Source organism: Methanobrevibacter curvatus (assembly GCF_001639295.1).
In the GTDB taxonomy this organism is placed as follows: domain Archaea; phylum Methanobacteriota; class Methanobacteria; order Methanobacteriales; family Methanobacteriaceae; genus Methanoflexus; species Methanoflexus curvatus.
Genome location: NZ_LWMV01000094.1, coordinates 1 through 20,201, shown reverse-complemented (window position 1 = coordinate 20,201; position 20,201 = coordinate 1). Strand labels below are relative to the sequence as shown.

14 protein-coding genes are annotated in these 20,201 nt (G+C 26.2%); 8 read left to right on the top strand and 6 right to left on the bottom strand.

Annotated features, from left to right (window positions below):
• The first annotated feature begins 1,104 nt into the window (after positions 1–1,104).
• The 3 genes from MBCUR_RS02345 (at position 1,105) to fen (ending at position 4,755) form a co-directional block, all read left to right on the top strand.
• Positions 1,105–2,280: a homocitrate synthase family protein gene (locus tag MBCUR_RS02345; RefSeq protein ID WP_067089733.1), complete on the top strand. Its 1,176-nt coding sequence runs from the start codon at positions 1,105–1,107 to the stop codon at positions 2,278–2,280.
• Between the two features lie 109 nt (positions 2,281–2,389).
• Positions 2,390–3,652: a homoaconitase large subunit gene (hacA, locus tag MBCUR_RS02340; RefSeq protein ID WP_067089730.1), complete on the top strand. Its 1,263-nt coding sequence runs from the start codon at positions 2,390–2,392 to the stop codon at positions 3,650–3,652.
• A gap of 119 nt (positions 3,653–3,771) precedes the next feature.
• Positions 3,772–4,755 carry a flap endonuclease-1 gene (gene fen / locus MBCUR_RS02335; RefSeq protein ID WP_067089728.1) on the top strand — a complete coding sequence of 328 codons (984 nt, stop codon included), beginning with the start codon at positions 3,772–3,774 and terminating at the stop codon, positions 4,753–4,755.
• Positions 4,756–4,846: 91 nt separating this feature from the next.
• Here the strand turns inward: fen and glmM are convergent, their stop codons facing one another.
• From glmM to MBCUR_RS02315, 4 genes are all read right to left on the bottom strand, one after another.
• The gene (gene glmM, locus MBCUR_RS02330) at positions 4,847–6,211 is read right to left on the bottom strand and encodes a phosphoglucosamine mutase (RefSeq protein WP_067089725.1); all 1,365 of its coding nucleotides are present in this window, start codon (positions 6,209–6,211) and stop codon (positions 4,847–4,849) included.
• 345 nt (positions 6,212–6,556) lie between these two features.
• Complete coding sequence (locus tag MBCUR_RS02325) at positions 6,557–6,955, bottom strand: OB-fold nucleic acid binding domain-containing protein (protein ID WP_067089722.1); 399 nt, start codon at positions 6,953–6,955, stop codon at positions 6,557–6,559.
• A gap of 371 nt (positions 6,956–7,326) precedes the next feature.
• A complete protein-coding gene (locus tag MBCUR_RS02320; RefSeq protein WP_067089720.1) occupies positions 7,327–8,973 on the bottom strand; it encodes an ATP-dependent DNA ligase in 1,647 nt (548 codons plus the stop codon).
• A gap of 145 nt (positions 8,974–9,118) precedes the next feature.
• Complete coding sequence (locus MBCUR_RS02315; protein WP_067089717.1) at positions 9,119–10,369, bottom strand: adenosylhomocysteinase; 1,251 nt, start codon at positions 10,367–10,369, stop codon at positions 9,119–9,121.
• Between the two features lie 561 nt (positions 10,370–10,930).
• Here MBCUR_RS02315 and tfrA point away from each other — a divergent pair.
• Positions 10,931–12,580: a fumarate reductase (CoM/CoB) subunit TfrA gene (tfrA, locus tag MBCUR_RS02310; protein ID WP_067089714.1), complete on the top strand. Its 1,650-nt coding sequence runs from the start codon at positions 10,931–10,933 to the stop codon at positions 12,578–12,580.
• A gap of 134 nt (positions 12,581–12,714) precedes the next feature.
• Here the strand turns inward: tfrA and MBCUR_RS02305 are convergent, their stop codons facing one another.
• A complete protein-coding gene (locus MBCUR_RS02305; protein ID WP_067089711.1) occupies positions 12,715–14,055 on the bottom strand; it encodes an amidohydrolase family protein in 1,341 nt (446 codons plus the stop codon).
• Positions 14,056–14,437: 382 nt separating this feature from the next.
• On the opposite strand from MBCUR_RS02305, the gene hisG reads away from it, so the two are divergent.
• The 4 genes from hisG to MBCUR_RS02285 all read left to right on the top strand — a co-directional run bounded on the left by hisG (position 14,438) and on the right by MBCUR_RS02285 (position 19,038).
• Positions 14,438–15,298 carry an ATP phosphoribosyltransferase gene (gene hisG / locus MBCUR_RS02300; RefSeq protein ID WP_067089709.1) on the top strand — a complete coding sequence of 287 codons (861 nt, stop codon included), beginning with the start codon at positions 14,438–14,440 and terminating at the stop codon, positions 15,296–15,298.
• A 9-nt stretch (positions 15,299–15,307) separates the two neighbouring features.
• Complete coding sequence (locus tag MBCUR_RS02295) at positions 15,308–16,213, top strand: fumarylacetoacetate hydrolase family protein (RefSeq protein WP_245637270.1); 906 nt, start codon at positions 15,308–15,310, stop codon at positions 16,211–16,213.
• A gap of 171 nt (positions 16,214–16,384) precedes the next feature.
• Positions 16,385–17,470, top strand: a complete 1,086-nt coding sequence (locus MBCUR_RS02290) for a DNA polymerase subunit beta (protein WP_067089706.1) — start codon at positions 16,385–16,387, stop codon at positions 17,468–17,470.
• A 278-nt stretch (positions 17,471–17,748) separates the two neighbouring features.
• Positions 17,749–19,038, top strand: coding sequence for a homoserine dehydrogenase (locus tag MBCUR_RS02285; protein WP_067089703.1), 1,290 nt, complete (start codon positions 17,749–17,751; stop codon positions 19,036–19,038).
• A gap of 208 nt (positions 19,039–19,246) precedes the next feature.
• On the opposite strand, the gene MBCUR_RS02280 is transcribed toward MBCUR_RS02285, so the two are convergent.
• Positions 19,247–19,936, bottom strand: coding sequence for a 2TM domain-containing protein (locus tag MBCUR_RS02280; RefSeq protein ID WP_169805780.1), 690 nt, complete (start codon positions 19,934–19,936; stop codon positions 19,247–19,249).
• Positions 19,937–20,201 lie beyond the last annotated feature (265 nt).

Genomic DNA, 20,201 nt, shown 5'->3' with positions numbered 1-20,201 from the left:
ACTATTTTCTTAGTAAAAAAGAAATCTCTAAAAAATATAGAAATTAATAAAAATTTAATAGCTTTTAGAAATTAAAATTTTTAAAACACTTAAGAAAACTCTTAAAAATGTTAAAAAATATTTAAAAATTTATAAAAAATTTTCTAAAAAAATTGAATGGCTACAAAGCAAGTTTTTGCAATAGCCAGTCATTTGGTATACAAATTTTAATATGGTAAATATATATTATAAATGTTCCTTTTAGAATCAATTAGTAAAGTATATAAAGGATAAAGTTTTCATGAAAATTAATAGTAAAAAATAAAAAATTAATACAAAAATAATTTTAAAATTATGGAAAAATTAAACACAAAATTCAAAAAAAAATTCAAAAGTTAAATAAAAATTTAAGTAAAATAAAGCATACAAAAATAGGAATAAAAGTGTATTTTATGATTAAAATTAAAAATTTGAATTAAAAAGAGAGGAATAATAAATTAATTAAAAGTAAAATTTTTAAATAAAAAATAAGCTTAATAAAAATTATAAATGTTTTTTATGATAAATTTGAAAAAAAAACAGACAATAAAATAGAAATTTTTTATCAAACAAATTTCAAAAAAAAATAAAAAAGACTAAAAAAACAAAAATGAGAATAAAAAATAAAAAATAAAAATATTTTTCAAAAAGACTAAAAAAATAAAAACTACAAACTTTGAAAAAAAACAAAAAATATAAATTGTAAAAAAAACATAGATATAAAAATTATAAATTATATTTTACTAAAAAACATTTTTTGTTAAAAAAAAATATTAAAATAAAAATTTATTTAATATTGATATTTAATAATTTATAATTCTATCTCAATGAATTATGGCAGTAATTAATAAAAATTTCTATAAAACCTTAATAAATTTCTATAAAACCTTAATATATTTTAGATAAATAATATTATTATATTAGTTATTATATTAATTAGTTATATTATTATTTTATTTATATAATTTATTTATATTAATTTATTTATATTAATGATTTTAATTATCTTTTTTTAAATTTATTAATTAAATAATGTTTATTGCTTAAAATCATGACACCCATAAAACAAATCAGAGAGTTGATAAAATGCAGTATTTTGTTAGTCCCTACAACAAAGAAGCAAAACTTAAATTTCCAAAAAACATTACAATATACGACACAACATTAAGAGATGGTGAACAAACACCTGATGTCTGTTTATCCCCTGATGAAAAGTTAGAAATAGCTATTGAATTAGATAAACTTAAAATCCATCAAATTGAAGCGGGATTTCCAATAGTTTCATCTCAAGAAAGGCAAGCAGTTAAAGCAATAGCCAACGAAGGGCTAAATGCAAAAATTATTTCACTTGCTAGAACAAAAAAATCTGACATTGATGCTGCTTTATCCTGTGATGTAGATGGAATTATAACATTTATGGGAGCATCAGATATTCATCTAGAACATAAAATGAAAATAGGGCGAGAAAAAGCTCTTAATGTCTGTATGAAAGCAATAGAATATGCTAAAGATCATGATTTATTTGTAGCATTTTCTGCTGAAGATGCTACAAGAACTGATTTAGATTTCTTAAAAAGACTATATAAAAAAGCAGAAGATTATGGTGTGGATAGAGTACATATTGCCGATACTGTAGGTTGTATAAGTCCAAATGGAATGAATTTTCTAGTTGCTGAACTTAAAAAACATGTAAAAACAGATATTGCTCTTCATTGCCATAACGACTTTGGTTTAGCTCTTGCAAATTCTATTTCTGGTTTGCTTGCTGGAGCTAATGGCGTTTCAACAACTGTTAATGGTATAGGTGAACGTGCAGGTAACACTTCACTTGAAGAAATTATAATGGCTTTAAAATTAATTTATGGTGTTGATTTAGGATTTAAAACTAAACATATCCAAAATGTGTCCAATTTAGTTGAAAAATACACTCAAATAAAAACTCCTCCAAATAAATCAATTGTAGGTAGAAATATCTTCCGTCACGAGTCTGGAATTCATGTAGATGCAGTTATTGAAGAACCCCTTACCTATGAACCATTTTTACCTGAAATGGTTGGGGGACAAAGAAAATTGGTTTTAGGCAAACATTCTGGCTGTAGAGCAGTAAAAGCAAAGCTTGATCAATGTGGATTTGAAGTTAACGATAATGAACTATGTAAAATTGTAGAAGAAGTGAAAAAAAATCGTGAAAAAGGAAAATATATTAACGATAAAGTTTTTAGTGAAATTGTAAAACATGTAACAGGACCTTTTGATCCTTAGATTTATTTAATTTAAAACACAAGATCAATTTTAATATTACTTATTATGAATATTATTTAAGATAATATTACTTTATTAATATTGCTCAATGATAGCATTCTGTGATACAATGACAATAACCGAAAAAATACTTTCAGAAGCTAACAAAAAAGTTGTTAAACCTGGAGAAATAATTGAAGTGGATGTAGACTTTGTAATGTCACATGATGGAACTTCTCCACCTGCAATTAGAAGTTTTGAAAAAATAGCTGATAAAGTCTGGGATAGAGAGAAAATAGCTATTATATTTGACCATAACATACCTGCAAATACTATAGGCTCTGCAGAATTTCAAAAAGTTGCAAGAAATTTCTCTAAAAAACAAAAACTTAGTCACTTTTATAGTCATGGTGAGGGAATATGTCATCAAGTTTTACCAGAAAAAGGACTGGTTGAGCCTGGAATGGTTATAGTAGGTGCAGACTCACATACATGTACATATGGAGCATTTGGAGCATTTTCAACAGGAATGGGTGCTACAGATATTGCTATGATTTATGCAACAGGAAAAACATGGTTTATGGTTCCAGAATCATTTAAAATCGAAATAAATGGAAAATTAAGTAATGATACAAGTTCTAAAGACATTATTTTAAATATAATTGGAAAAATTGGGAGTGAAGGAGCAACATATAAATCTTGTGAATTTTGTGGTAAAACTGTTGAAGAAATGGATGTTTCAGGAAGAATGACTATTACAAACATGGCAATTGAGATGGGTGGAAAAAATGGGATTATGGAACCAAATCAAAATACTTTAAAATTCTTAAGTGAAAGAACAGGTAAAAATCCATCTGAATTTAAAATATTCAAATCAGACCATGATAGCCAATATGAAAAAGAATTTTATTTCGATATAAGTGAATTAGAACCCCAAATATCTTGTCCAAACGATGTAGACAATGTTAAACCCATTTCAAAGGTAACTGGAACCCATATTGATCAAGGATTTATTGGTTCTTGCACAAATGGAAGATTAGAAGATTTAAAAGATGCATATGAAATATTAAAAGGAAATGAAATTCATTCAGATGTTAGGTTGATAATAGCTCCTGCATCAGCAGAAATTTACAAAAAAGCTATTGATTTAGGCTACATAAACCAATTTATTGAATCTGGAGCTATAGTTTGTAATCCTGGCTGCGGACCATGTTTAGGTGGGCATATGGGAGTTTTAACAAAAGGGGAAACTTCTATTTCCACTACAAATAGAAATTTTAAAGGAAGAATGGGTGATTCTGAGTCAGAAGTCTATCTATCAAATGCAAAAGTGGTTGCAGCTTCAGCATTAAAAGGATACATAGAAAGCCCATCAGATATAAGGTTGGAGTGAAATTGTTAAAAAATTGATTACAAATTAATAAAATTAATTAAAATGAGTAATAAAAGTTATAAATGTTAAAAGTTAAATAAGTATTAAAAATTATAGGATTAAAAATTATAGGTATTAAAATGGGAGTAAAAGTAAAAGACATTATATCTCCAGAAAAAATCAGTTTTAGGGATTTAGATGGGAAAATAATAGCTATTGATGCTGCTAATACAATTTATCAGTTTTTATCAAGTATTAGGCAGACAGATGGTACTCCTTTAATGGATTCATCAGGTAATGTAACTTCACATTTAAGTGGTTTGCTTTATAGAATATCATCCATTGTTGAAAAAGGAATTAAACCAATTTTTATTTTTGATGGAAAGCCATCACCCCTAAAATCAGAAACATTAAATAAACGAAATGAAATTAAAGAAAAATCAGAAAAACAATGGAAAATAGCTTTAAAAGAAGGAGATGAAGAATCTGCACGTAAATTTGCTACAAGAACCTCCCGAATGTCAACTTATATCATTGAAACATCAAAAACACTTTTGAATTTAATGGGAATTCCGTATGTAGAAGCTTTTGGAGAAGGAGAAGCTCAAGCAACATATATGGTTCAAAATGGTGATGCATGGGCAGTTGCTTCGCAAGACTACGATTGTCTTTTGTTTGGTGCACCTAGAATTCTGCGAAATCTTACTTTAAGTGGAAATAAAAATGATTTAGAGTATTATAAATTAGAAAATGTTTTAAATAACTTAAAAATTAGTAGAGAACAATTAATTGATCTTTCATTAATGGTAGGAACCGATTTTAATCCTGGAATCAGAGGTATAGGTGCAAAAACAGCTCTAAAAATCATTAGATCCAAAACATTAGAAGAATATTTAATAGAAAAAAATGAAACCCTTGGAAGACATCCTTATGAGCTTAGAGATTTATTCTTAAACCATGAAATAAATAAAGATTATAATATAAAATGGGAAAAAGTAAACAAAGAAAAATTAATTGGTTTTATGTGTGATGAACATGGTTTTTCAAAGGAAAGAGTTTTAACTGCAGAAAAAAAAATGGAAAAAATAAACTCTCCTCAAAATAGCTTAGATGCATGGTTTTAAACTATTCATCATATTAATTATGTTTTGATTAATAAATATAAAATTATTTAAATATTTAAAACTAAATATAAATCTATTTAAATGTTTAAAGTTAAACTGATTCTTTGTATTTTTTAATTAATGAAATTCCCCAATTAGCCAGGTCTTCAGCATCAGTTTCAGATTTACTTTCACTAAAAGATCTAAAAATTGGTTCAGTCCCAGAAGGACGTATTATAACCCATCCTTCATCTTTAAAAATCTTAACACCATCAGTTCTATCAATTTTAAAACCTAAATTCTCTACTTCTTCAGATATTTTGTCCATAATTTCTTCTTTTATCGCATCATCACATTCTATTTTCATTTTTTGAGAATAATAAATAGGAAGCTCATTAACAAGCTCAGAAAGTGGTTTTTTCTCTTTAGCCATTAATTCAAGTATTTTAGCAGTAGATAATGCAGCATCACGACCATAAACAAACTCTGGAAAAATTAAACCTCCATTTTCCTCCCCACCAAATAAACCATTATCTTCATGAAGTTTTCTTGCAACAATTAAATCTCCAACGGCAGTAGCAAGAAATTCTCCATTATTTTCAACGGCAATGTCTTCAATAGCTTGTGATGTAGCTACTGTGGTTACTATTAATCCTCCTCCATTTTCTTTTAACATTAACTTTTCAATTAAAGCAAAACTTTTATCTCCTTGGACAAAATTGCCTTTTTCATCTATACAAATGGTTCTATCAGCATCACCATCATGTGCAAATCCAATATCAGCTTTAAGTTCTTTTACAGTAGCAATTAATGTTTGTAAATTTATTTCTGTAGGTTCTGGATCCCTTCCTGGGAAAAATCCATCTGCTTGAGCATTTAAAGTGATAAGTTGAACCCCTAATTTTTCTAATATATAAGGAGATGTAAAACAGCCAGCACCTGAACCAGGATCTAATATAACTTTAAATTTTGCATTTTTAATGGCTTCTACATCTACTCTTTTTAGAACTTCATCAATATACTCATCAATAATTCTATCATTTGTAAAAATTTCTGGAATTTGGTTCCAAGGCACTCTATCTGGTTCCTTATCAAAATAAATCTCTTCAACAGCTAAATCCATTTCATCAGAAATCCCTATTCCTAAATCATCTAAAAATTTAATCCCATTATATTTTGGAGGGTTATGAGAAGCTGTTATCATTATTCCTCCATTATAATAATTTCTAACTGCATATTGAAGTGCAGGAGTTGGAAGAATTCCACAATCAACAACTTCACAACCAGCAGAAAGTAAACCTGCAGCTATTGCATTTTTAATCATCTTAGTAGTTGTTCTTGTATCCCCACCAATAGCTATTTTTCCTTTAACAATAGTTCCATATGAAGCAGCTAATCTTGAAGCGAATTCAGGAGTTAAAACTTCATTAGCTATTCTTCGTACACCAAAAGTTCCAAATAATCTTTTTTTAACCATATTACCACGAGATAAATATATTTTTTACTTGTAATTTTAAAAATGCTTAATAAATACTAATAATTATAAAAATTTAAAATTTATAAAGTAATAACTAATATCATTTTAAAAAAAAATCAATAATTCCATTCTTAAAATCATCATTAATCAGCAAAATCAATTCAAATGCTATTAAAAATATTTTAAATAAATTTGAATTATGATATAGAAAATATTGAATAATTATTAAACTATTGAATAACAATATAAAAATATTTAATTATTTATATTTATACTTTTATAAAATTAGAAAAATTGAATAAATAAAAATTGAATGAATATCTTAATTAAAACAATAAATAACAATTATGCATCTAATTTAATAGAATTGGAATTATCTAAAATTATTTCCATAGTAGATTTATATTCTGTTACTGTGCCATAAATTTTAACTTTATGGTTTAAATAGCTATTTAAATCTACACCTGCATCTTCAAACTCAGCTAAGACCGACTCAAAAATCATGATACTTATTTTATTTTTTCCATCATTTAAGCTTATAAAAACTGATTTACCTGAAGAAGAGGTTTCAATTGAATCAATTATTCCTGTTATAGAGACTTTTTCATCTATCATAGACCTATCTATATCCCCTATAGACACTTCTTTTACTTCAACATAAGAAGAAAATATTATCATTCCAACTAACCCTATTAAAGAAGTAAAAAGAGCTATTTTAAATATTTTTTCATCTGTAATCTCCATAAACACACCTTGTTTTTGTTTAATAAAATTATTTAAATTATAACTAATTAAATTTAAAAAATAAAGTATTTAGAATGTTTTAGTACAAATAACAACTGAATACATTAATTAACTAACAATTAAGAATAAACATGTATTTAGAGTAATGATTTAAAATAATAAATTATAATGTTATTGTAAAAATAAATATTTTTTATGCATATAAATAAATATGCTTTATTTAAAGTAAAAAATTATTTTTAAGTAAACAATTTAATAATTTCGTTAAAAAAGAATTTAAAAATAAAAAAAAGCAAAAAATTTCATAAAAATAAAAAAAGTTAATAAAAAATAAAAAAATAGTTAAAACATAGGCAAAATAAAAAAAACCATTAAAACATACTAACTAAACGTTCTACAGTATCAATATCAGCTATTCCTTTATCCTCTCTGATTCTTTTAATTACTGGAAAACGTAAAGAATATCCTGTTTCATACTCTGGACTTTTAACAATTTCACTGTAAGCTATTTCAAGAATAATTTTAGGTTCAACATAAATTTTAGTACCTACATCTTTGATTTTATATTTTTCCATGAGTTGTGTGAGTTGTTCTAGTTGATCTTCACTTAAACCTGTGCCCGCATGAGCTATAGTTTTTAAATTATCGTCTTCATCCTTAATAGCTAGCAAATAAGAACCAATAAAATTTGAGCGTTTTCCTAAACCATAAGTTCCACCAACAACTACCACATCCAATGTTTCAGGTTCTGCTTTAAACTTTTGCATCTTCTTACCACGAAGTCCTGGAATATAAGGCTCTTTAGGGTCTTTAATCATTATTCCCTCATGATTATTAGCTATTGATTTATTAAATAAGTCCTTTGCCAAATAAATATTTTCTAAAGTAACATCTACCTTATCTGAAAGATTAATTTTCTCATTTTCTAAATTGATTATTTCTTCTAACTTCTTTCTTCTAAAACTAAGTGGCTCATATAAAATTGGAATTTTGTAATATAATAAATCAAATAAATACAATGAAAGAGGAACAGATTCAATGGCTTTATCAATATCATATTTTCTCCTTACCCTTTGTAAGATGTTTTGGAATGAAATTGGTTTACCCTCTCTTGTAGCAATCATTTCTCCTTCTATTATAAAATCTTCATCAGGAAATCCATTTTTAACCACTTCAATCATTTCAGGAACTGCATTTGTAACATTTTCCAATCTACGTGTAAAAAAACTAATTTCATCCCCATGTTTATGTATTTGAATTCTAATGCCATCGTATTTTATCTCACAAATAGCTTCACCCATTTCTCCAACACTACTTTCTATTCCTTCAGCTAATTTAGCAAGCATTGGTTTAACAGGTCTACCTGGGACAAGATTAAGTTCTAAAAGACCTGCTTCGCCTTTTTCTTTTGAAACTTGCCCTACAAGAGATAAATCATTGCTTAACATATATGCTCTATCAATGACATCTTTATTAATAGTAAAAGCTTGAGAAATAGCATCTCTAACTGTTCCATCAGCAATACCAAGTCTTAAATGTTCTTGTAGAAGTTTGGAAATGTATTTGGCTTCAGCTGGACTGGCAGAAGATAAAAGCTCTAAAATAATAGAAATTTTTTTTGATTGTGAATTGCTACCAGAAATAGTTGAAAGTTTTCTAATACTTTCAAAAACAAAATTTATTGTTAGAACTTTAGAAAAAAATGTTTGTTGAGTTTTATTTTTATACAATTTCTCACAGGCAAGACCAATGTCTCCTGTTTCTCTTATTTCATCTTGAACAAGATTTTTTGAAATTCCAAGGACTTTGCTTACTGCACTTATAAGTAATTTATCAGCTATTCCAGTTTCTTCTTCGGAATAAGGTGGAAAAACAGAACCTAAAGCCATTAAAATAGCTTGTGAAAGAGTTTTGGAATCTAATTTAGAAAAAAAATCAGATAATATTTTAGTTTTTTCTAAACGTTTAGTTGTTCCATTTAGTTCCTCAAATACTTTTACCATTTCCTTAAAATTCATATTATCATATTTAATGTGTTAAATTTAATGTATTAAAATTTAAGATATTATCATTTAAGATACTAATATTTAAGATACTAATATTTAAAGTACTAGTATTTAAGATATTATTATTTAGATAAAAATATAAGGACTTTCATTAAAATTATGTTCCTTCTTGCCATTCAGACATGTAAATTTTTTGGCGATTAGAGAGAGAATCTATTTCAATATCCATAGATTTTAATTTCATATTAGCTATTTGATAATCAAGTGCATCTGGTGCTTTACTTACTCCAATAGACAAATCATTTTCTTTAATATATTTTGCAGAAAGTGCTTGACCTGCAAAGCTCATATCCATTATTTCTGCAGGATGTCCTTGACCTCTAACTGCTGCAAGATTAACCAATCTGCCATCAGCAAGAAGATAAATTTTTCTTCCATCTTTAAGTGTAAATTCTTCAATACTGTCTCTAACTTCTTCAACAGATTTAGATAATTTTTCTAAATCTTGACGGTTGATTTCAACATTGAAATGACCAGAATTAGCTAGCATACATCCATCTTTCATATATTTAAAGTCATCACCATTAATAACATTGATATTTCCAGTGACGGTAATGATTAAATCGGCATGTTTAACTGCTTCAGAGATTTTCATTACTCTATATCCATCCATACGAGCCTCTAATGCTCTTATAGGATCAACTTCGGTTACAATAACATTAGCCCCTAAACCTGCAGCTCTAGATGAAACACCTCTTCCACACCAACCATACCCAGAAACAACAACTGTTTTACCTGCAATTAACATATTTGTAGTACCCATGATAGCATCAAAAGTAGATTGACCAGTTCCATATCTATTATCAAATAAATGTTTAGTGTATGCATCATTAACCGCTATTACTGGGAATTTTAAAGCATTATCTGCATGCATTGCTTCTAATCTATGAACACCTGTAGTAGTTTCTTCACATGCTCCTTTAATAGATTTTAACAATTCTTTACGTTCTTGATGAATAACAAGAATCATATCTGCTCCATCATCAATTATAATGTCGGGTTTATAATCAAGAACTTGATTAATTGAAGTGTAGTACTCTTCATCATTTTGTTCTCTCCAACCGTAGATGTTTAACCCTAATGCATCTCCTCCAGCTGTAGCATCATCATGGGTAGATAAAGGATTGCAACCACACATTGCTACTTCAGCACCACCAGCAAGTAATGTAAGACCTAAATTAATTGTCTTAGGTTCTAAATGTAAACATGATCCTATGGTTAAACCTTCAAATGGCTTTTCTTCTTCAAATTGCTTCTTAATTTGTTCAAGAACAGGCATGTGCTTTTGAACCCAATTAATTTTCCTTACACCCTCTTTAGCAAGAGATTTATCTTTAATATCACTCATAATATCACGTTTTAATTTATTGAAACTACAAAGTTTAATAAAATATTTAAATTTAATTAAATAATATATTGAAATAAAAATTATTAAACTAATAAAAAATATATTATTAAACTAATAAAAAAATATATTATTAAACTAATAAAAAAATATAATTACTAAAAAAATATAATTACAAATTAATAAAAATAATTTATTTTATTTAACTTAATGAAATATAAAATTTTTAAATTATTTAATAATAATTAATAATAAAAATATTATGTTTTTTATAATATAAAAATTTATTTAAAAAAAACACCCTCAAAATATTTAAATTCATGAAAATTTTTTAAAATATTAAATTTTTATAAACAAGTAATTAATAAAAATTAAATTAGTTATAATTATGATAAACAAATTAGTTTATGATTATAATGAATAAATTAGTTATAATTATGATAAACAAATTAGGTTATGATTATAATGAATAAATTAGTTATAATGACATAAATTAATTAAAACATCAATGATGAATAAATTAATTCAAAAATAATATATAAATAAAACAACAAAGTAATACTCATGAAAAGCAAAATAATTCAATGCGATGTTCTTGTTGTTGGCTCAGGAGGTGCTGGCTCAAGAGCCGCAATTGAAGTATCTAAAGCTGGGCTAAAAGCTATTATTGTGTCAAAAGGTCTTTCATTTAGATCTGGTTGTACTGGAATGGCTGAAGGAGGATATAATGCTGCATTTGGATATGTTGATAAAAAAGACTCTAAACAAACACATTTTGATGACACTATGAAAGGTGGTAGATTTTTAAACGATAAAGAATTAGTAAAAGTACTTGTAGATGAATCACCTGATAGATTACATGATTTAGAGGAATATGGGGCATTATTTGACAGACAAAAAAATGGTGAACTTAACCAAAGACCTTTTGGTGGACAAAGTTTTAGACGAACATGTTTTCAAGGAGATAGAACAGGTCATGAAATAATAATGGCTTTAAAAGAAGAAATTATCAAAAGAGAAATTGAAACAATAGAAGAAGTAATGATTTCTTCATTAATACTTGATGAAGAATCAAAATCTAAAGTTATAGGTGCTGTGGGACTTTCTCTAAATGATAGCTCAACAATATTCTTCCAATCAAAAACAGTAATTTTAGCTACAGGAGGAGCTGGTCAGTTGTATCCTGTAACATCTAATACAATACAAAAAAATGGTGATGGATTTGCATTAGCATACACTGTTGGAGCAGATTTAATAGATATGGAAGAAATTCAATTTCATCCAACTGGAATGATATCTTCAGAGTCAAGAAAAGGAATTTTAATAACTGAAGCTGTTAGAGGAGAAGGAGGAATCCTTTTAAACAAAAATAATGAAAGATTTATGACAAAATATGATAAAAGAGGAGAATTGGCAACTCGAGATATAGTTGCAAGGTCAATTTATACAGAGATACAAGAAAAACGAGGAACAGACAATGGAGGAGTCTACTTAGATGTTAGTTTTCTAGAAGATAATGTTATTGAAGAGAAATTAGAAACTATGTTACTTCAATTTTTAGATGTAGGAATTGATATCCGTAAAATGCCTATGGAAGTTGCACCAACAGCTCATCATTTTATGGGAGGAATAAAAATTGATAAAACAGGATCTACAAGCATAAAAAATTTGTATGGTGCAGGTGAAGTAGCTGGTGGAGTTCATGGAGCCAATCGTCTTGGAGGAAATGCACTTGCAGATACACAAGTCTTTGGAAGAATAACTGGGTTAAATGCATCTAAAATGGCTAAAAAAACAGATTTTAAAATAAACATAAAAAGTATTGAAAAAGAAGAAGGAAGAATAAACTCATTGATAAAAAATGGAGAATTTTCACCTATTGAAATTAAAAAAGAATTAAAAAACACAATGTGGAAATATGTAGCCATTATAAGAAATGAAGAAGGGTTAAAAACTGCTTTAGATAAGGTTTATTCTCTAAAAAATAAATTAAGTACCATGAAAATTTCAAATGAAAAACACTTTAACAAATCTCTTCAAGAAGGATTAGAAGTTATAAATATGATTGAAATAGCTATTATCATAATAAAATCAGCTATTTTAAGAAGAGAAAGTAGAGGAGCACATTTTAGGGAAGATTATCCTGAAACATTGAAAGAATGGGAAAAAAATATTGTAATCAACAAAAACAAAGTTAGATTTATTCAAAGGTAAATTTCTAATGTGTAACAAGTAAAATACTAATGAAAAGACGAATCAATAAAAACAAAATATAGAAATAAATATAGAAATAAATATAGAAGTTAAATAAAAAAAAATAAAAAAAGTATTTTAACTTAAAATTTTTATTAATTTAAAACCTTTTTTAATTTAGATGTGGCGAGGTTAAGATTTTTAAGACTTTCTTCTTCATTAAAAACATTTAAATTCTTATTTTCCATCAAGATATCCCCATTGCATATGGTTGTATCTACAGTAGAGCCATTGGCAGAATAAACCAAATGAGAAATAAGAGAATTAACTGAAGGAGACATAGCAATTGAATTGGTATTAACTAAAATCATATCTGCCTTTTTACCAATTTCAATAGAACCAATTTCATTTTCAAGACCTAATGCTCTTGCACCATTAATGGTTGCCATTTTAATTGTTTGTTCAGCTGTAAGAGACTTAGGATTTAAAGTATCAACTTTTTGGAGAAGAGAGGCTAATTTCATTTCTTCAAATAAATCTAAATTATTATTAGAAGCAACTCCATCACTTCCAAGTGAAACACAAATATTTTTTTCAATTAAATCACTAATAGGGGCTATTCCAGAAGCTAATTTCATATTACTTCCAGGATTATACGATACTTTAATGTCTTTTTCTTTAATAATATCTATTTCATTATCACTTAGCCATACACAGTGTGCAGCTAAAACATCTCCATCTAAAAAACCTATTTCATTTAAATACTCAAAAGGTCTCATATTATATTGGTTTAATATATTTTCAATCTCTTTTTGTGTTTCATTCATATGAATATTAATGCCAACATCATATTTATTAGCTTTTTCTCTTACACCAGTTAATAATTCTTTTGAAGCAGTAATAGGAGAATGAGGACCAAAAAACACTTTTATTCTACCATCAGATTTATTATTCCATTTTTTTATAAGATTTTCACTTTCTTTAAACTCATTTTTCCTTTTTTCTTCATCAGAAAAATCAATCATACCATTAGAAAGAACAGCTCGAAGACCTCCATCTTCAACAGCTTTTGCAACGTAGTCCATAAAAAAGTACATATCTGAAAAACATGTGGTTCCAGATTTAATCATTTCCATAATAGCTATTTGAGCACCTAAATAACATAAATCCCCATTTAAACCACTTTCCACAGGCCATACATATTCATTTAACCAAGTATCTAATTCTAAATCATCAGCAAGTCCTCTAAACAAATTCATAGGACTGTGAGTGTGGGTATTAATTAATGAAGGCATTAATAGTTTATCATTTCCATCAATAACTTTATCAATTCCAGATTTAGATATTTTTGATGATATTTCAGCTATTTTATCATTTTCTATAAGGACAGAAATATTTTTTTCATTGATTAAATCATCATTCCAATAGATATTATCCTTTGAATCAATAGCAGTTATTAAATTGACATTTTCGATTAAAGTGTATTTGGTTTCCATGTAATTACCTATTTAAAATTTTAAAACAATTTTAAAACCCTAAGATACAAAATTATGAAAAGATTATAAAAAATTAAAAAGAATATAAAAAATATAAAAAATATAAAAAATATAAAAATTAAAAAAAAATTATAAAAATATAAAAAAATTCATTATATAATAAAAATCTATTATATAATAAAAATCTATTATATAATAAAAATCTATTATATAATAAAAATTCATTATATAATATTTATGAAATAAATTATTAATAATAATATTTATGAATATGATAGTATAAATAAAATTACATAGAAAAAATAAATTAAAATTATTAGGTGTTTAAATCTAAAAAAAAAAATTAAAAACAATAAAAAAATTAAAAAAAATAGGAGATAAAATGGGAATTAAAATTGCAGTTCCTTCTAAGGGGCGAATAAGTAATCCATCAATTGAAATACTTGAAAAAGCAGGATTACAGTTAAAAGATTCAGCAAATAGGAAATTAATCTCAAAGACATATAACAATGAAATAGATATAATGTTTGCACGAGCAGCCGATATTCCAGAGTTTGTTGAAGACGGAATTGTTGATATGGGAATTACTGGTTTAGATTTAATCAAAGAAAAAAATGCTGATGTTGAAATTTTAGGTGATTTAAATTTTGGTGAAACTTCATTAGTAATAGCTTCTCTTGAGGATTCAGATATAAATTCTATTGATGATATTAAATCAAATATGAAAATAGCAACAGAATTTCCAAATTTAACTGAAAAATATTTAAAATCTAAAGGTTTAAATCTTAAAATAGTTAAATTAAGTGGTTCTACAGAAATAGCTCCATTTATAGGTGTTGCTGATTTAATTTCAGATTTAACAAGTACTGGAACAACATTAAGAATGAACCATTTAAAAATAATTGATAAAATCCTCAATAGCTCAATAAAAGTTATTGCAAATAAAAATAGCTTAAAAAATAATGAAGATTTAATAGAAAGTGTTAATACAAGTGTAAAAGGAGTAATACAAGCTAAATCAAAGAAATTAATTATGATGAATTCACAAAGTGAATATTTAGATAAAATAAAAGATCTTATGCCTGCAATGACTGGTCCAACAGTTTCTAAAGTCATTTCTAAAGAGGATATTGTTGCTGTTCAAGCAGTAGTCGATGAATCAGAAGTATTCGACTTAGTAAATAAATTAAGAAATGTTGGTGCTAAAGACATCCTAGTTTTACCAATAGAAAGAATTATCTAAGTGTTTAAAATGAAAATTATACGATTTCAAAAGAGAAGTAATGAAAATAATAGAAGTAATAAAAATAATAGAAGTAATGAAAGTAATATGATTAAAAGTAATATAATTAATGAAAGTAATGAAAATAGTGAAAAATCTAAAAACACTGAAAACAAAAAAAAGTTTTTTGGAATTTTAGGAAAAACTGAAAATAAAGTCCATAAACTTAATGTTGAAACATTTGAAGAAATATTTACTAAATCTGAAATAGAATTACTTGAGTTATCTAGTGAAACATACAAATTAAAAGATATAAAAATTCTTCCCCCATCTGAACCATCTAAAATTGTTTGTGTGGGTTTAAATTATATTGAACATGGAAAAGAACTGAATATGGAAATTCCCAATGAGCCAAAAATATTTATTAAACCATCTACATCAATTATAGGACATGATGATCATATAATTTATCCTGAAAGCTCTAATCAAGTAGATTATGAAGGAGAACTAGCTATTGTAATTTCAAAAATATGTAAAAATGTTAAAAAAGAAGATACAAAAGGTTACATTGGAGGATACACAATATTAAATGACGTTACAGCAAGAGACATCCAAAAAAAAGAAATTCAATGGACAAGAGCAAAGAGTTTTGATACATTTGCACCAACAGGGCCTTGGATCAATACAGATATGGATCCATTAAATCAAAAAATTGAATTAAAAGTTAATGGAAATGTTAAACAAAAATCAAGCACTGATAATATGATTTTTTCACCATTTGAACTTGTAGAGTTCATATCAAATATTATGACACTAAATCCTGGAGATATTATTTCAACTGGAACTCCTCCAGGTGTTGGACCATTAAATGTTGGAGATACAGTGGAAGTTTCGATTAAAGATATAGGAATTCTAAAAAATACAGTTGTTCATTAGTAACTATTTTAAACTATTATATAATAAAGAAATAAATAATAAAGAAATGAATAATAAAGAAATGAATAATAAAGAAATGAATAATAAAAAATAAAAATCAAATTCTAAAATATTAATATGCATCTTAATACTCTATTTATAACCCTCATAATATTAAATGGAGAAGATTTAATGAAAGCAAGAACAAGAGATTTTATACATACTAAAGAGGATTTATACTTTGCAACAACCAATTATATTCATCCAAAAGATAGAATTATCTCTTTTTTAAGATATATTCCTGATAAAAATGGAGATAGAGAAAAAAATGGAAAAAAATATCGTAAAGTAAGTTCTGATGAAGCATACAGCTATTTAAGAGAAAAATATCCAGAATATTTATATTTTTGTGATGTAACAAACATTGAAATGATGGGTGTTCCATATAAACAAATAAAAGAAATTATTAAACCCGAAAAAAGATTGGTAGAGATTAGAAAAGAATTTGAAGATAAATCATTTAAAACATCAAAAAATTCGTCTAATACAGATTTTTATAAAAAGTTAGTTGACCTTTCTGATTTTTTTCATTATATTGGAGGTATAGATTATAAACATCTTGGAATATCTGGGTCAATACTTCCAAATCTTCAAAAATCAGAGATTTCAGACTTGGATTTTGTGGTCTTTGGATTGAAAAATCATAAAAAAGCTGTTGAAACCTTTGAAAAATATAAGAACAAAACTATAGAAATTAAAGAACTTAAAAAAACTGTAAAGATCCATTCTATTGGAAAAGATTTCTGGAATAGCTTGTATGAAAAGAGAATTAAGGATGACTCACTAACAATGAAGGAATTTTCATTTTATGAATCTAGAAAAAGCAATAGGGGAGTAATAGAGAATACTTTATTTGATATACTTGCAACCAGGAATTGGAATGAAATAAAAGGTGTTTGGGGTGGAATTAAATATAAATCTGTAGGCAAATCCACAATAGAATGTGAAGTTAAAAATGCAATAGGTTCTTATGACAACCCTGCAGTGTATAAAATAGCAAATGTGGAAGTATTAGATGGTGATAATTTCCCAATAGAGGAAATAGCTTCTTTTACTCATACCTATGCTGGGCAAGCTAGAGATGGTGAAAAAATCATTGCAAAGGGAAAAGTAGAAATGGTATGTGAACATATGAAAGAAAAATATTATAGATTAGTAATTGGAACTACAAGAGAGTCTATAGGTGAGTATATAAAACTTAAAAATGAAATTTATTAAAAAAATCATTAGATATTTGCACTTTAAAAAAAATATTTAAAAAAAGTATTTAAAAAGAAAAATTAATTAATCAAATTGAATATAATAATTAACAAACGATTAATTTAACAAATAATTAATAAATAATTAAATGAATAAATAGTTATCATATTAATATAATTGATTAATAAACTTTATAAATAAAAAATTAAAAATAGTTATATAATGTAAATTATTTAGTAAAAAAATCTTTAGATGAGTTTATTTAAAATTATTATCATGTCAAATGAGGAAAAATAATGAGTAATGAAGTAAATGTAGGGCTTATTGGTTTTGGAACTATAGGTGCTGGTGTTGTAGAAATATTTAACAAAAATCAGAATCTATTAGATGAAAAAACTGGAAAAAAGCTAAATTTAAAAAAAGTGGCAGATTTAGACATTATCACTGATCGTGGAGTTAAAATAGATGAAAATATTTTAACAACAGATGTAAACGATATTTTAGAGGATGAAGAAATAGATGTTGTAATAGAACTAATGGGAGGATATGAACCAGCAAAGACATTTATTTTGAAAGCATTAAATAATGGCAAACATGTTGTCAGTGCAAATAAAGCATTAATAGCTAAGCACTGGGAAGAATTAATTGAAACTGCTGAAAAAAACAATGTTCGAATCTTATTTGAAGCAAGTGTTGGTGGAGGAATCCCTCTTTTAACCCCATTTAATGAAGCTCTCTCTGCAAATAAATTTGAATCCATTTATGGAATTATGAATGGAACAGCCAACTATATTCTTACAAAAATGACTGAAGAAGGATTAGAATTTGATGAAGTCCTTAAAGAAGCCCAAGAAAAAGGTTATGCTGAAGCTGACCCTACATTTGATATTGAAGGTCATGACACTGCACAAAAATTAATTGTTTTAACAAAAATTGGTTTTGGAAAGTATGTTCCTCAAGAAAACTTTACTGTTGAAGGGATTACTAAATTAACCCCATTAGACATTGAATTTGCTAAAAATGAACTTGAATATTCTATAAAACTTCTTGGAATAGCTAAAAAAGTTGATGAAGACTTAGAGATAAGGGTTCACCCAACATTTATACCTAAAAATCATTTACTATCATCTGTTAATGATGTTTTCAATGGAGTATATCTTGTTGGAGATTTTGTTGGACCTGTATTATTGTATGGACAAGGAGCAGGAAGAATGGCAACTGCAAGTGCAGTATTGGGAGATGTAATTGACATTGCCTTAAATCCAGAAAAAGAACTTAATTATGGTCCTAAAACTCCACAAGTTAATAAAGTTAAATCAATTGAAGATCTTGTAACAAAATACTATGTTAGATTAACTACTGTTGATAAACCTGGGGTTCTACACAAAGTCGGAGAAATATTTGCTAAATATGATGTAAGTATTGAATCAGTGACACAAAAAGGAAACTCAGACAGACTTCCAGTTCCAATTATCTTCGTCACACACAGTGCTAACGAATCCGCAGTTAAAAAAGCCATTAAAGAAATTGACCAATTAGATGAAATTAAAGGCGAAACAATTACAATTAGGATTTTAAAAGAGTAATTTAAACATTTAATTATTTTTTCTTTTTTATTTTTAACTTTTAGTTTCAATAATCAATTTTATAAACTTTTCAATTTTAAAAGTTAGCTTTTATAAGATTTTTAATTTATAATTTATTCTAAATTTATTCTAAGCTCATTCTGAGTGTTTTATTGTTTATACTTCATTTAAATTGTATTATTCTTTTTTTTAAAAATATACACTACCATTAAGCCATTTGTTTCATATATTCATCTATTTTTCTATCTTCCCACTTTTTTTTAAATAATTTTTTGTCTAAATGGAAAATAAACAAATATCTATAAATCATGTTAAAAATAGCAAAAAATATGACCACATCTAACAACATTGATTGTGAGAAATAGTATTTCATCAAAAATAAAATAGCTATTACTACTGCAATCCTTAAAATACCATAATAAAACTTCTTTTTTTCTTTAGATTTATCTTGATTGAGTTTCTCATGAACCTCATCTACAGTTGGAATTTCATCCATTTTCATATGTTTTTTAAGGTTTTCGTTGAATTTTTCACTTCTAATAAACTTATTTTTTGTTCTATAAAATTTAATGAACTTAAATATAACAAAAAGGGAAAAGATACAAGCTACATATAAAATTAAAAACCATGGATTGTTAAAAAAACTTAAATCTTGAGGAGACATTGTTGAAATAGCATCAAGACTTTGAGAATTCATATTAGATAAAATAAGCATTGTTTCATTTGTTAAAGCACCACTAATAGCTGTTGACATGGCAAAATTTGTAGATGGCTTGTAAAAATTGAATCTTATCACAATAATTAAAAATAATCCAAGAGAAAAGAAAATTTGAACATAAAAACTTTTTAATTGCTCAACAATTATTTTAGCTCTTTGATATTTTGTATCAAGTTCCATAAATGTCTTTTGTATCAAGAAATATAAATAATTTATTAAATCTTTTATTTCATTTTTTAGCTTATAATTCCTTTCATTTATATTCTTATATCCTACAGTATTCAAGAGCATATAAATACTTGAATGTTGTAGTATTCAGAAGCATGAATTATTTTAATTAACTTTCAATATTTATAAAATTACATTTTATTTAAATTAAAGAATTTAGTTATTTATAAAATCATATGCGATATTTTGAATGAATATTTATTATTCTACATTATTT

Bases quoted from the DNA above. Each gene is read 5' to 3' on its own strand.
- MBCUR_RS02305 (WP_067089711.1), bottom strand. From the start codon at position 14,055: ATGGAAACCAAATACACTTTAATCGAAAATGTCAATTTAATAACTGCT.
- MBCUR_RS02290 (WP_067089706.1), top strand. From the start codon at position 16,385: ATGAAAGCAAGAACAAGAGATTTTATACATACTAAAGAGGATTTATAC.
- MBCUR_RS02285 (WP_067089703.1), top strand. From the start codon at position 17,749: ATGAGTAATGAAGTAAATGTAGGGCTTATTGGTTTTGGAACTATAGGT.
- MBCUR_RS02320 (WP_067089720.1), bottom strand. From the start codon at position 8,973: ATGAATTTTAAGGAAATGGTAAAAGTATTTGAGGAACTAAATGGAACA.
- tfrA (WP_067089714.1), top strand. From the start codon at position 10,931: ATGAAAAGCAAAATAATTCAATGCGATGTTCTTGTTGTTGGCTCAGGA.
- MBCUR_RS02325 (WP_067089722.1), bottom strand. From the start codon at position 6,955: ATGGAGATTACAGATGAAAAAATATTTAAAATAGCTCTTTTTACTTCT.
- glmM (WP_067089725.1), bottom strand. From the start codon at position 6,211: ATGGTTAAAAAAAGATTATTTGGAACTTTTGGTGTACGAAGAATAGCT.
- MBCUR_RS02295 (WP_245637270.1), top strand. From the start codon at position 15,308: ATGAAAATTATACGATTTCAAAAGAGAAGTAATGAAAATAATAGAAGT.
- MBCUR_RS02345 (WP_067089733.1), top strand. From the start codon at position 1,105: ATGCAGTATTTTGTTAGTCCCTACAACAAAGAAGCAAAACTTAAATTT.
- MBCUR_RS02280 (WP_169805780.1), bottom strand. From the start codon at position 19,936: ATGGAACTTGATACAAAATATCAAAGAGCTAAAATAATTGTTGAGCAA.
- hacA (WP_067089730.1), top strand. From the start codon at position 2,390: ATGACAATAACCGAAAAAATACTTTCAGAAGCTAACAAAAAAGTTGTT.
- MBCUR_RS02315 (WP_067089717.1), bottom strand. From the start codon at position 10,369: ATGAGTGATATTAAAGATAAATCTCTTGCTAAAGAGGGTGTAAGGAAA.
- hisG (WP_067089709.1), top strand. From the start codon at position 14,438: ATGGGAATTAAAATTGCAGTTCCTTCTAAGGGGCGAATAAGTAATCCA.
- fen (WP_067089728.1), top strand. From the start codon at position 3,772: ATGGGAGTAAAAGTAAAAGACATTATATCTCCAGAAAAAATCAGTTTT.